The sequence below is a fragment of the Bacteroides sp. HF-4919 genome (assembly GCF_018860125.1).
The window spans coordinates 89,238-103,051 of sequence record NZ_JAHKNF010000001.1 but is presented as its reverse complement, the minus strand read 5'-3'; the positions used below and the strand labels follow the sequence as shown (position 1 = coordinate 103,051).

At 47.2% G+C, this 13,814-nt stretch carries 11 protein-coding genes; 5 read left to right on the top strand and 6 right to left on the bottom strand.

Translation table 11 applies throughout. From position 1 onward, the window contains the following. Positions 1-51: 51 nt before the first annotated feature. From gcvP to KO473_RS00395, 4 genes are all read right to left on the bottom strand, one after another. Positions 52-2,901, bottom strand: coding sequence for an aminomethyl-transferring glycine dehydrogenase (gcvP, locus tag KO473_RS00410; protein WP_122130823.1), 2,850 nt, complete (start codon positions 2,899-2,901; stop codon positions 52-54). Positions 2,902-2,943: 42 nt separating this feature from the next. Continuing rightward, positions 2,944-3,582, bottom strand: a complete 639-nt coding sequence (locus KO473_RS00405) for an MBL fold metallo-hydrolase (protein WP_005777014.1) — start codon at positions 3,580-3,582, stop codon at positions 2,944-2,946. 19 nt (positions 3,583-3,601) lie between these two features. Then, entirely contained in the window at positions 3,602-4,222 is a 621-nt protein-coding gene (rsmG, locus tag KO473_RS00400) for a 16S rRNA (guanine(527)-N(7))-methyltransferase RsmG (protein ID WP_005777016.1), read from the bottom strand. Between the two features lie 94 nt (positions 4,223-4,316). Continuing rightward, complete coding sequence (locus tag KO473_RS00395) at positions 4,317-5,171, bottom strand: RsiV family protein (protein ID WP_005777018.1); 855 nt, start codon at positions 5,169-5,171, stop codon at positions 4,317-4,319. 138 nt (positions 5,172-5,309) lie between these two features. On the opposite strand from KO473_RS00395, the gene KO473_RS00390 reads away from it, so the two are divergent. The 4 genes from KO473_RS00390 to KO473_RS00375 all read left to right on the top strand — a co-directional run bounded on the left by KO473_RS00390 (position 5,310) and on the right by KO473_RS00375 (position 10,726). Further along, positions 5,310-5,705, top strand: a complete 396-nt coding sequence (locus tag KO473_RS00390) for a hypothetical protein (RefSeq protein WP_080714529.1) — start codon at positions 5,310-5,312, stop codon at positions 5,703-5,705. A 180-nt stretch (positions 5,706-5,885) separates the two neighbouring features. Further along, a complete protein-coding gene (locus tag KO473_RS00385) occupies positions 5,886-8,102 on the top strand; it encodes a TonB-dependent receptor (RefSeq protein ID WP_032536132.1) in 2,217 nt (738 codons plus the stop codon). A 50-nt stretch (positions 8,103-8,152) separates the two neighbouring features. Further along, positions 8,153-8,464, top strand: coding sequence for a heavy-metal-associated domain-containing protein (locus KO473_RS00380; RefSeq protein ID WP_005777023.1), 312 nt, complete (start codon positions 8,153-8,155; stop codon positions 8,462-8,464). Between the two features lie 51 nt (positions 8,465-8,515). Then, positions 8,516-10,726, top strand: coding sequence for a cation-translocating P-type ATPase (locus KO473_RS00375; RefSeq protein ID WP_005805402.1), 2,211 nt, complete (start codon positions 8,516-8,518; stop codon positions 10,724-10,726). Between the two features lie 116 nt (positions 10,727-10,842). Here the strand turns inward: KO473_RS00375 and KO473_RS00370 are convergent, their stop codons facing one another. Beyond that, positions 10,843-11,682, bottom strand: coding sequence for a helix-turn-helix domain-containing protein (locus KO473_RS00370; protein ID WP_005777027.1), 840 nt, complete (start codon positions 11,680-11,682; stop codon positions 10,843-10,845). A 65-nt stretch (positions 11,683-11,747) separates the two neighbouring features. On the opposite strand from KO473_RS00370, the gene lipB reads away from it, so the two are divergent. After that, positions 11,748-12,413, top strand: a complete 666-nt coding sequence (lipB, locus tag KO473_RS00365) for a lipoyl(octanoyl) transferase LipB (protein ID WP_032536143.1) — start codon at positions 11,748-11,750, stop codon at positions 12,411-12,413. 590 nt (positions 12,414-13,003) lie between these two features. Here lipB and KO473_RS00360 read toward each other — a convergent pair. Continuing rightward, entirely contained in the window at positions 13,004-13,780 is a 777-nt protein-coding gene (locus KO473_RS00360; RefSeq protein WP_032530914.1) for an N-acetylmuramoyl-L-alanine amidase-like domain-containing protein, read from the bottom strand. Between the last annotated feature and the right edge of the window lie 34 nt (positions 13,781-13,814).

Genomic DNA, 13,814 nt, shown 5'->3' with positions numbered 1-13,814 from the left:
TAATTTCTACTCCGTGATACCCTGTGAACTCTGTGGTGAATCAAATTAATTTCAGTCGAAACAGCCATAGCATGTCGGCAATAGTTTGCGGTCGCCTAATGTATTATCGACACGGGCTACATTCACCCAAAACTTATTTTCACGTACACTTTCTATCGGGTATGCAGCTTTTTCACGCGTATAGCAGTGTTCCCACCGGTCGCTTACTACTTCATACTCGGGGTGTGGAGCATTTATAAGCACATTGTCCCCCTTATCGGCTTCACCGTTCTTCACTTCCTGAATTTCATTCCAGATGGTCAACATCGTATGGATGAAGTTATCCAATTCGGCGAGGCTCTCACTTTCAGTCGGTTCAATCATCAGTGTGCCGTGAACCGGGAAGGAGAGGGTAGGAGCATGATAGCCATAATCCATCAGACGTTTGGCAATATCATTTTCACTGATACCTGTCTCTTCATATACTTTCCGACATTCCAGGATCATTTCGTGTCCCACAAAGCCATTGGCTCCCCGGTATACGATGCCATATGTATCTTTCAGACAGGCTGCCAGATAGTTGGCATTCAGGATTGCTATTTTGGTTGCCATTGTCAGTCCTTCGGTTCCCATCATGCGGATATAGCCGTAAGTGATGGGCAGAATGCCTGCACTGCCAAATGGAGCGGCAGAAACCTCGTTTTGTGAGTTTCCGAACAGTCCGTGTCCCGGAAGGAATGGTACCAGATGTTCGGCTACACAGATCGGGCCTACACCGGGACCGCCGCCACCGTGAGGAGAAGCAAATGTTTTGTGCAGATTCAGATGGCAAACATCTGCACCGATAAATCCCGGATTCGTTAATCCTACCTGAGCATTCATGTTGGCGCCATCCATATATACCTGTGCTCCGCAATCGTGAATGATCTGGCAGATTTCGACAATTTCCGTTTCGAAGATACCATGTGTGGAGGGATAGGTGATCATTAACGCAGCCAGATCCTCCTTGTTTTCTTCAGCTTTGGCGCGGAGATCGTCCATGTCTACGTTTCCGTGTTCATCGCAAGCACAAGTCACGGTAGTGAAGCCTGCTTGTATGGCAGATGCCGGATTGGTCCCGTGGGCAGATGCAGGGATTAATACTTTGTTCCGGTGTCCTTGTCCGATGCTTTCAAGATAAGCGCGGATGGTGCGTAGTCCGGCGTATTCACCGGCAGCACCGGAATTGGGTTGCAGGCTCACTCCGGCAAACCCGGTGATAATCTTCAACTCTTCGCTCAGGTTGTGGATCAGTTCGCGGTAACCGGCAGCCTGGTCTTCCGGAACAAGCGGATGCATGCACATGAACTCGGCACAACTCAACGGTAGCATTTCGGCTGCTGCATTCAACTTCATGGTGCAGGAGCCAAGTGAAATCATTGACTGCGCCAGTGAAATATCTTTGCGGTCAAGGCGCTTGATGTAGCGCATCATTTCCGTTTCCGTGTGATATTTAGAGAATACTTCGTGTGTCAGATAGGGGCTCTGGCGTTTCAGTTCTTTGCTGATGGTACTTGTTTCGGGTACGTCATCCACTTTCTGGAAGTCTTTTCCGGCAGCAATAGCAAAGATAGACAATAGGACGTTAACGGCTGCTATATCGGTCGTTTCGTCAATGCTCAAGCCTACATCGCCATTATCAAAGTAGCGCAGATTCACCTCTTTGCTTAAAGCGATGGTGCGGATTTGCTGTGCTGAGATGCTATCGGGCAAGATAAAACGGAGGGTATCAAAGTATTGTTTGTTTACCTGCTTATATCCCAGTTTCCCGATATTTTTTTCAAGGAAAGCAGCGATGCTATGGATGCGTGAAGCGATGTTACGGATACCTTCCTGTCCATGATAGACGGTATAGAATCCGGCCATTGTAGCCAGTAATGCCTGTGCGGTACAAATATTTGAGGTCGCCTTTTCCCGTTTGATATGCTGTTCGCGCGTCTGGAGTGCCATGCGGTAACAGAGTTTGCCATACTTGTCTTTTGACCATCCGATGATACGTCCCGGCATGTTACGTTTGTATTCGTCGCGGGTAGCGAAATAGCCAGCCGAGGGACCACCGTAGAACATCGGAGTACCCAAACGCTGTGTAGTGCCGAATACGATGTCTGCCCCCCATTCTCCCGGAGGTGTAAGCAGGGCGAGGCTCAGGATGTCGGCGGCTACAGCCACTTTGCAGTTGGCTGCATGTGCTTTTTCCGTAAACTCACGGTAATCTTCCGCATTACCATTCGCATTGGGATACTGTAAGACGCAGGCAAAGAGATCGTCTGTAAATTCAAGTTCATGGAACTTTCCGGTACGGATTTCAATTCCTTGCGGGATGGCTCGGGTAGTGATGACAGCCAGGTTTTGTGGGAAGATGTTCTCGTCGATAAATACCACATTGGCTCCGGATTTTTGCTGGTTGCGTGAACGCAGAGCGTACATCATTGTCACAGCTTCGGCAGCGGCGGTTGCTTCATCAAGCAGAGAGCAGTTGGCCAATGGCATGGCAGTCAAGTCGCATACGGAGGTTTGGAAATTCATTAAAGCTTCCAGTCTGCCTTGCGAAACTTCTGTCTGGTAAGGAGTATAGGAAGTATACCAGACGGGGTTTTCGAAGACGTTGCGTTGGATGACTGCCGGAGTGATTGTGTTGTACCACCCCATGCCGATATAGGTCGTGAACAACTTGTTTTTGCTTGCCAACTCGGCAATGTGGCGGGCAAATTCATATTCGGTCATCGGCGCAGGCAGTGCCAGAGGTGCTTTGAGCCGGATATTGGCTGGAATGGTTTTATCAATCAGTTCGTCGAGCGAACCAACTCCAATTTTCCGGAGCATTACTTCGGCATCCGCTTTGTTGACGCCGATGTGACGGCAGGCTAATAAATCGGTTTTCATGTTATTAATGATTTATTTATAATAAGGTTTGTTGATATTCTCTTACCTGAAGAACGGATTTTCCGCCTTCTCTATCCCAATGGTAGTCGGTGCGCCGTGCCCCGGATAAACGATTGTTTCGTTGGGCAGCACGAACAGTCGGCTACAAATATGCTCTTTCAGTTCATCAAAGTTGCCTCCGGTCAGGTCTGCCCGGCCGATGCTTCCCTGAAACAATACATCTCCTGAAAACATGCAGTTTTCTGCCTGGCAATAATATACAAGACTTCCGGGAGAGTGTCCGGGTACATGGATTGCCTCCAGCGTTGTATTTCCAAAAGTTATGATATCCCCGTCATGCAGGTATTTTCCCAATGGCACAGGTGCCTCGTTCAGCTGAAAACCAAACATGCGGCTCTGCTTGGGAGCTTCGTCTATCCAGTACTCGTCCGCCTGGTTTGCTTCGGCAGATAGTCCGAACTCACGGAGCATGAATGGATTACCGAAGATGTGATCCAGATGTAAGTGAGTGTTCAGCAGATGTTTTACGTTCAGATGGTTGGTGACGATGAAGTTCTTTAAAGCTTGTTTCTCTTCGTCATAAAAGCAGCCTGGGTCTATCACGACTGCCTCGTTCGTTTCATCCCATAACACATAGCAGTTTACGGGAAACATATTGAACTCAAATCTCTTTATTTTCATGACTATGTTGTTTGATCGTTTAAATCGTTACATATACCACTTTCTTGGTCTGGAAAAACTCTTCGTCGAAATCCTCACTCAGGCTATGCATGGTTGTCTTGTGCTTGAACGGCATTGCTTCATGTTCCAACTCGCCGCCTTTCAGGCAGATTAACCCGTTGGGGAGGGCATTCTGCTGTTTGGACGAAATGTTCTTCCGGATTATCTTTATCAAATCGGCCAGGGGCATCACGGCACGGCTTACGACAAAGTCGAATGTTTGTTTTTCCTCCTCGGCTCTGGCATGACGGAAAGTGACGTTCTTTAGACCGATGGCATTGGCCACTTCGGTTGCTACACGTACTTTCTTTCCAATGCTGTCCACCAAGTGAAACTTTGTATCCGGAAAAAGAATAGCCAGCGGGATACCGGGGAATCCGCCTCCGGTGCCAAGATCCATAACTTTGCTACCCGGACGGAAACGAATGACACGGGCAATTCCCAGTGAATGGAGCACATGATGTTCGTACAAGTTTTCGATGTCTTTGCGCGAGATTACGTTGATTTTAGAATTCCAGTCAATGTAAAGTTCGTAAAGAGCTGCGAATTGTTTGCGTTGCTCTTCCGTCAAGTCAGGAAAGTATTTAAGAAGAAGCTCCACTCCGGTTTCCCCTCCGGTAGAGGGGAGGGAGGAAGTTTGTTCTGTTGTATCCATAAGGTTGTAATATATCTGTATTTTAATAAAAAGGGTTAATCTATTGAGCTTTCATCTCTCCGATGATCGGGTTGCTGCCCAGCATGTGCTCCATCATCTCGTATGGAATCTTAATTTCTACCGGTCCCATGGCATACGGAGTGATGTCGTATACATTATAATAGAAGGTAATGCCGTCTTTGTCGAGGTAGAAGTTTTCTGTCGGGGCGATATCTCCGGTAGAACCGTAGCCCATATCTTCAAGTGCTTCATGGGTCGTTACTTTTTTGTCTGCCATCAGCTGGTTCCACAACAGGTCGGTCAGTGCTTCCTTATAATCACCTGTGAAAATGTCATCCAGCTTCAGTGGACGCAGGTTTATCAGATCCATATTGAGGAAGGTTGTCATGTAAATGCCATGCGCGCCTCCGGTATATTCATTGTAGTTGATGCGATAAACCAACAGGTTCTTATAATAGAGTTGCACGTGGCTCTCTATTCCTTTATAATACGAATACCATGCGCCGATGGACCCTTCGCTTTCTTTGTTCTTTTCGTCTTCGGCATACATGGGTTCAAGGTCTGTGCGATATTCCTTTACGTAATGTTCAGTATATTCCTTTACCACCTTTGCCGGTTTTTCACCGATATATCCTTCTCCGAAGCAGGCAGCTATAAAGTAGCTGTTCAGGCTATCCTTCAATTTGTTGTCCGATGACTTCACCGGATACGTGAAATTGATGGTCAGGTTACATGCCGGCTTTGCCGTATCTCCGAAGAGATGTGCCGTTTCGTTCACTTGTATGCTGTCGAATTCCAGCGCACCGGTATTCTTGTTCATCTTGTCACCACAAGAAAATAAAAAGCCACTTGTAGCAAGTATTATCGCAAGCAGACTGACATATTGTTTTTTCATAAGGGGTTCTTCTTTAAATTCAACATTTATATAATCGTTCACTATCGACAAATATAGTTCATATTAGTGAATCGGCAGCATAAAAAAAGAAAAAAGAATGAGGAGAGCTGGTTAAATCTGCTTATCTTTGCAACCGTTATGAAGAGATTCCGCTATATACTCGCTGTTATTCTTTCCCTCCTTATAGTGTATGTAGGGGCGGGAGTCTCTGTCGTTCAATATTGTTGCAGTGGTTGTGAGACGGCAAATTGCTGTTGTGCCGACAAATGCGGCTTCTGTGATAAGTTCGATTTTGAATTCCATAAATCGTGCCGGGGTGAGGGATGTACGGCGACTATCTATAAACTTGACCTGGTGAAGCAGGCGTTCGAATCTTCTGTCCCTGCTCCTGTCAGCGTATTCCTTTGCAACCAGGTATCGGATCTGCTGTGTGCGCTTTTCCGTGACGGGGTGTTGGAAACTCCTTATGTAGTACCGCCACCTAAAACCAGTTCCCGGCATTATTTAGCTCTTTATTCTACCTTGCTTATTTAGTTTCTTCAATATTTTACTGTTTGGATTGCATCACAGATTGCACAGGCTTTCACTATTTAAGGGTTAATACCGTTGATTATTGAAGCGGGACAACTTGTGTTCTTCTGTGTAATCTGTGGTGAATCCTACTTATTTCTTATTGAATATAAACCAAATAAAAAAGACAAACGAAGTTATTTAATGAAATATATATTATTGACCGGACTGCTTCTCGGCAGTCTGACTGTACAAGCGCAAGTGAGCGGTACGGTGAAAGATCAGGCCGGCGAACCGATTATCGGTGCCAACGTTTTCTGGAAGAATATTCCCGGTGGGGTAGCCACTCGTGAGGACGGTACTTTTTCCATATCCAAACCTGACAGGGGCAGTCATCTCATTGTAAGTTTTGTAGGTTACGAAAACGATACCATACAAGTGAAAGACAAGAACGCCGTTCTGGACGTAGTACTTCGCGAGGGGATGGAACTGAGTGAAGTGAATATTGTCAGTCGTAAGTTGAGCACACTGAAGCTGCGCAACAGCGTGATGAACGAAGAGATCATTACCAGTGACGAGCTCTGTCGTGCAGCATGTTGCAATCTTGGTGAGAGTTTTGTCACCAATCCTTCAGTGGACGTCAGCTATTCGGATGCCGCTACCGGAGCGAAGCAGATCAAGTTGCTCGGACTATCGGGAACTTATGTACAGATGCTGACCGAGAATATTCCGAACTATCGCGGTGCTGCTTCTCCTTACGGGTTGGGTTATGTTCCCGGTCCCTGGATGCATAGCATACAAGTATCCAAGGGGATTTCGTCCGTGAAGAATGGTTATGAAGCCCTTACCGGACAGATCAATGTTGAATTTAAGAAGCCGCAACTGCCTGAGGCGGATTGGGTTTCGGCCAATCTTTTTGCCAGTACCACCAATCGTTATGAGGCGAATGCGGATGCCACGGTGAAACTTTCCAAACGATGGAGTACTTCGTTGCTGGCACATTACGAAAATGAAACGAAAGCACATGACGGCAACGATGACGGCTTTGCCGATATTCCCCGGATAGAGCAGTATAATTTTTGGAACCGCTGGGCCTATATGGGTGACCACTATGTGTTTCAGGCAGGCATCAAAGCGCTGGACGAAAGCAGAAAAGGCGGTCAGGTGAGTCATAGCGGCGTGCCGGCAGCCGATCGCTATGCTATCGATATTGAAACCCGCCGTTACGAGGCTTTTGCCAAGAATGCCTATATATTTAATAAGGAGAAGAATACGAATCTTGCGCTGATTCTGTCCGGTACGCTGCACAACCAGGATGCGCTTTATGGACGTAAGATTTATGATGTTGACCAGTCCAACGCTTATGCTTCGCTAATGTTTGAAACCGAATTTACAAAGCAACACAGTCTTTCGGCGGGATTCAGTTATAATTATGACGGATATGACCAGCATTACCGTTTGACCAACAATGCTGACACTCCGTTGACGAAGGCTTTTGCACGCGAATCGGTAGGAGGAGCTTATGCGCAGTACACTTTTAATCTGGAGAATAAACTGGTGGTGATGGCCGGACTTCGTGGCGACCATAGCAGTGAGTACGGCTTTTTCGTGACTCCACGTGCCCACATTAAATACAACCCCAATGACTTTGTTCATTTCCGTCTTTCTGCCGGAAAAGGGTATCGTACGAATCACGTGCTTGCCGAAAACAATTATCTGATGGCAAGTAGCCGGAAGGTAAGTATTGCCGGTCACCTCGACCAGGAAGAAGCGTGGAACTATGGCGCAAGTATATCGGGTTACATTCCGCTTTTCGGGAAAACGCTGAACCTGAATCTGGAATACTATTACACCGACTTCCTGAAACAGGTCGTTGTCGATATGGATACGAATCCCCATGAGGTGGCGTTCTACAATCTCGACGGACGGTCGTATTCACAAGTGTTTCAGGTGGAGGCTACCTATCCGTTCTTTCAGGGTTTTTCGCTGACAGCTGCCTATCGTTGGACAGACGCCAAGACGACTTACAATCACCGGTTGATGGAGAAGCCGCTGACCGGGAAATACAAAGGACTTGTAACCGCTTCTTATCAGACTCCGCTGGGCTTGTGGCAGTTTGATGCCACCTGGCAGATGAATGGAGGAGGACGTATGCCCGATCCGTATACACTTGCTGACGGCACTCCTTCGTGGGATGCCCGTTATAAGGGCTTTAGTCAGCTTAGTGCACAGGTGACGCGCTATTTCCGACGCTGGTCGGTATACATTGGAGGTGAGAACCTGACAAATTTCAAACAAAAGAATCCGATTATCGATGCAGCCAATCCTTGGGGAGATCATTTTGACTCGACTATGATATGGGGACCGGTACATGGAGCAAAGGGATATATCGGAGTGAGGTTTAACCTGGCACGAGATTGAAAGAGAGTAGAACGAACGACTAAAATTATTGATTACTAATACTTACATTCATGAAGACTAAAAAAATGATTGCCACACTGGTGGTGGCTTTACTTTCGGTGACTGCCGTTGCGGCAAAAGACTTTCGTACCGTTGTTTTCAAAGTGGCACAGATGGAGTGCGCCAACTGCGAACGAAAGGTGAAGAACAATATCAAGTTCGAAAAAGGACTTAAAAACTTTAAGACTGATTTGAAAACTCAAACCGTCACCATCACTTACGATGCGGAAAAGACGAATGTTGAAAAACTGAAAGAAGGCTTTCGGAAATTTAAATACGAAGCTGTAGTCATAAAGGAAGCAAAGGAAACGGACAAGAAGTGAACATTGTTCTTTACCTCATTGTTTATTAGATAGTATATATAATAATAGATTATGGGTAATATTATAAAGAAAGCGTTTCCTGTACTGAACATGCACTGTGCGGGGTGCGCTAATAATGTGGAAAAAACAGTGAAGAAATTGGCCGGTGTGGTAGACGCATCGGTCAACTTCGCCACAAACACACTGTCCGTTTCGTACGAAGCCGACAAGCTGACTCCCGGAGAAATCCGTGCGGCCGTACTTGCCGCAGGTTATGACCTGATAGTGGAAGAGGCCCTGAAAGAGGAGCGTCAGGAGGAGGCCCAGGAGAAACATTACCGACTGCTGAAGCGGCAGGTCATCGGTGCATGGATCTTCGTTGTCCCCATGTTGCTGTTTTCTATGGTCTTGATGCATGTGCCCTTCTCTAACGAGATTCAGTTGATACTCGCCCTTCCCGTGATGATTTTCTTCGGAGGTTCTTTCTATGTCAATGCCTGGCGGCAGGCACGCTTGGGGAGGAGTAATATGGATACCCTGGTGGCACTCAGTACCTCCATCGCCTTCCTGTTCAGCGTCTTCAACACATTTTTTCCCGAATTCTGGTATAACCGAGGACTTGAACCTCACGTTTACTATGAGGCGGCAGTAGTCATCATCGCTTTTGTGCTGACCGGTAAACTGATGGAAGAGCGTGCCAAGGGGAATACCTCTACTGCCATTCGGAAGTTGATGGGACTTCAACCCCGTGTGGCCCGTGTGCTTCGGGGAGGAGTTGAAGAAGATATCCTGATAGACCAGTTGCAGGCAGGCGACTTGGTGGTGGTACGTCCCGGTGAGCAGATTCCCGTAGACGGGCGGTTGTCCGAAGGAGAATCTTATGTAGACGAAAGTATGATCAGCGGCGAACCGATTCCCGTAGAAAAGAAAACGGGCGACCGTGTATTGGCGGGAACTATCAACCAGAAAGGCTCTTTTGTGATTAAAGCCTCCAGTGTAGGAAGCGAGACGGTGCTGGCACGCATCATCCGCATGGTGCAGGAGGCTCAGGGGAGTAAAGCGCCCGTACAGCGCATCGTAGACCGGGTGACCGGAATCTTTGTGCCTGTCGTGCTTTGTATTGCCGTGCTGACGTTTGTTATCTGGCTTTTGGTGGGAGGTACCGATTATTTCTCACACGCCCTGCTTTCGGCAGTATCCGTACTGGTCATTGCCTGCCCGTGTGCTCTGGGACTTGCCACACCTACCGCTCTGATGGTGGGCATAGGCAAAGCAGCCAGTAATCATATCCTGATTAAGGATGCGGTTGCCCTCGAGCAGATGCGTAAAGTAGATGTAGTGGTGCTCGATAAAACCGGGACGTTGACCGAGGGACATCCCACGGTTTCCGGATGGCTTTGGGCACAGGTGCAGGAAGAGCACTTCAAGAATGTCCTGTTGGCGGCCGAACTTAAATCCGAACATCCGCTTGCCGGAGCCATTGTCTCTTCTCTGCAGGAAGTGGAGAAAATAGTTCCTGCCCAACTGGACAGCTTTGAGAGTATCACCGGAAAAGGAATCAAGGTGGTTTATCAAGGGGAGACTTATTGGGTGGGTAGCCACAAGTTACTGAAAGATTTCAGCGCTTCGCTCTCTGATGTGCTTGCCGAAATGATGGTGCAATACGAATCGGATGGAAACAGCATTGTATACTTTGGCCGTGGCAGTGAGGTGCTTGCCGTAATTGCCATTGCCGATCAGATAAAGCCGACTTCGGCCGAGGCTGTGAAAGAGTTGAAACGTCAGGGGATCGACATTTGTATGCTGACCGGCGACGGACAACGCACGGCACTTGCCGTATCGGGTAAGTTGGGCATCGACCGCTTTGTGGCAGATGCCTTGCCGGATGATAAAGAAGAGTTTGTGCGTGAACTCCAGATGCAGGGAAAAACCGTAGCTATGGTAGGTGACGGAATTAACGACTCACAGGCGTTGGCACTGGCCGATGTCAGCATAGCGATGGGGAAAGGGACGGATATAGCCATGGATGTAGCAATGGTTACGTTGATGACATCCGACCTGCTGTTGCTCCCCCGCGCCTTCGAGTTGTCAAGACAGACTGTGAAACTGATTCACCAGAATCTGTTCTGGGCATTTATCTATAATCTCATAGGTATCCCTATTGCAGCCGGCATCCTGTTCCCTATCAACGGACTGTTGCTGAACCCGATGCTTGCCAGTGCGGCAATGGCATTCTCAAGTGTTAGTGTAGTACTGAATTCATTGAGTCTGGCCAGAAAATAACAAGTCCTTTCAAAACTAACTCACCACAGAGGACACAGAGTAAACTTCAAGTCATGGATGATCAACATGAATACTCTGTGGCCTCTGTGGTGAAAATCTTTTTGCCACGAAAGGTGTCAGCTGTTTCTGAATTCCAGCGGACTCATGCCTACATATCTCCTGAAGTACTTTCCGAAAAAAGAAGCACTGGGGAAGTTCAACGAATAGGCAATCTCCTGAATGGTCATGTGAGTCGATTTCAATTTGGCTTTCGCGTCGATAATGACCACATAGGCTATCACATCCAGTACGTTGCGTCCTGTCACTTGTTTGACTGTGGTACTGAGGTGTTGCAGTGATATTCCCAACTTGTCTGCATAGAACTGGGCACGGCGTTCCTCCGCATAATGCTCTGTGACCAATCCTACCAATTCGCGACAGATTTCTTCTTTACGGTTCGTATTGTGATCTTTCCGGGAATATTTCTGATAAATCAGTCCGACGGCGGTCAGAATAGATTTCAAAGATACTTCCGTCATCTCGGAGGGAAGAGAGAACCTTTCATCACATGTCACTCGTGCCAACAGGGAGAAGTAATCTTTTAGATAACTGGCTATATCCTCCTGTAATTCCACAATCGGGCACTCGGTTATCTTAGAGAAAGAGCTGACCATCGATTTTATCAGGTTGATTCGTTCTACACATTCCGACGAGAATCCGGCGAAGCATAAACGTACTTTCTCTGTCCGTTCGCGGAACTGGATGATAGTGCCCGGCAGCAGTGTGATCAGATCGTTCGGTTTTATTTCGTAATCGATCAGGTTAATGGTTGCGGTCATCTTACCTTCCGTACAAATAGCAAAGATGCCGGCTTTCAGCCTGCACGATTGTTTGTAGATATTCAAGATATCTTCAGTTACATCATTCCATGCCAGAAGTTCGCATGGGAGATCTACTTGTGGAAAGTCAAACTTCATATTACTTTCTTTTTTTGAATCACGCAAATATACACATTTTCTTTTATTTCTTTATCTTTGTCCGTATGAAAACAATTACAACCGATTGGGAACTTATTCCGTATTCTGAAGCATGGAGCCGACAGACGGAATGGTTCGATGCCCTCGTCCATGCCAAGCAGGGCGGAGAAAAGTACGAGAATCGCATCATTTTTTGTGAACATCCGCACGTTTATACCCTGGGGCGTAGCGGAAAGGAAAATAATATGCTGCTGGGAGAGGAGCAACTGAAGGCTATCGGTGCCACCCTCTATCACATCGACCGTGGCGGCGATATCACCTATCATGGTCCCGGGCAATTGGTGTGTTACCCGATTCTTAATCTTGAGGAGTTCGGATTGGGGCTGAAGGAATATGTACACTTACTGGAGGAAGCCGTTATCCGTGTCTGTGCATCTTACGGCGTCGAGGCCGGCCGTTTAGAGAAGGCGACAGGAGTCTGGCTGGAAGGTGATACGCCCCGTGCCCGTAAGATATGTGCGATAGGGGTTCGGAGCAGTCATTACGTGACGATGCATGGACTGGCGCTGAATGTGAATACCGATTTACGCTATTTCAGTTACATTCATCCTTGCGGTTTTATCGATAAAGGCGTGACTTCCCTTCAGAAAGAACTCGGACACAGTGTTGATATGGACGAGGTAAAAGAGAGGCTGGGGAGCGAACTGCTTACTTTCCTTTTGTCAAAATGATAATCAGACCTCTCTGGTTTGCTCTGTTTGCATCCAATGATACGGTTGCCTGGTAAAATCGCCCTCCTTACAGGTTGGCGATTTTATGTTTGATGCGGAAAGACTTTATGAGTTGGCATGATGTAAGTGTGGCGAAGCTAAATGCGTGAAGAATTGTGTCAATGGATGCTTACGGCTTTCTTTTTGACAGTCGGGACTCGTTCGTTTACGGTATGCAACCAGAGAATAATCCTTCTCTTTTTAACGATAAAACCGTAACAACAGATGTAAAGTGGGAAAACATATAGAGATAATTTGAAAAGAAGTAAGCATTTCAGCGGAATGCAACCGTCTTTCGGGTCGAATGCTTACTTCTTTTCATAGAAATCCCGGCTCTTTTCGGGGCAGACCCCGGCTCTCCGGACACAAAACCCCGACTTTTCGGGAAGAAAAGTCTTGTTTTCCGTCTTCTGTGCTTCCCGTTGCCGTTGAAAAGCAGAAGGGGCAGTCAGGAAATAAGGCTATTCTCTTTCTTACTGAAAAGAAAAATCCCCGAAACGCATCAAAATGGTTTCGGGGATCAGATAAGTCCGGTATGGTTTGTCTTCGGTTTATTTCTTCATTCTCAGCACTCTGATACCTGTCAGTGATTTTCTGTCTTTCAACATCTGGCTCAGTGCACTCTTGTCTACTATTACCTTGCCTTCTTTGGACGAAGCATGCAGCAGGTGCAGCTGTCCCTTGATGTAAATGGCAATGCCCATGTGGCTTACGTCCAACCCCGGAGTATTGGTGGTCAGGGCAATAATGTCCCCATTCTTGATCCAGGGCAATCCGTCCGGCTCCAGTTTGTCTTTCGGCAGGTAATGAACCTCTTTACCGCTCAGTGCCTTTTCATACTTTGCCATCTGCGCTACATTTTCCGGAGAGTTCTTCAACGATTTGTAGAGTTGCGGATGTGTGCTCATGTAAGAGATCGACAGTTTCTGCGTGAAAGGGCTGTGGGCAGCCGTTACGTCTTCAAGAAAGCCTTGGCGGACACCATTATTGATCCAGTCGGATATATAATGCAGACGAGAGGTATAACCGTCAATTTTTCCGTCGCGATAGCGGATACGTTGCAGGTTACGGGCAAAGTCACTTTCCTGCATGTCGTCTCCCTGTTGCGGGCAGAGTGCCATTGCCAGTGCATATTCTACGAAAGTGGTGCAGTCCACCTCGTCACAATTGATAATGAGGTCTTCTGCATCGTCTACTTCAAGGGTACCTGCCTTATAGGGGGTATCAACGAACCCGAGTCCGTTACTCAGCACCAGACTGTTCTCCTGTGCTGCAACTGTTCCGGCCAATAGGCTGGTACATAACAAAAGTGTACGAATTGTTTTCATCTTTATAAATGTTGTTTCGTGAGTTTCTTTATAT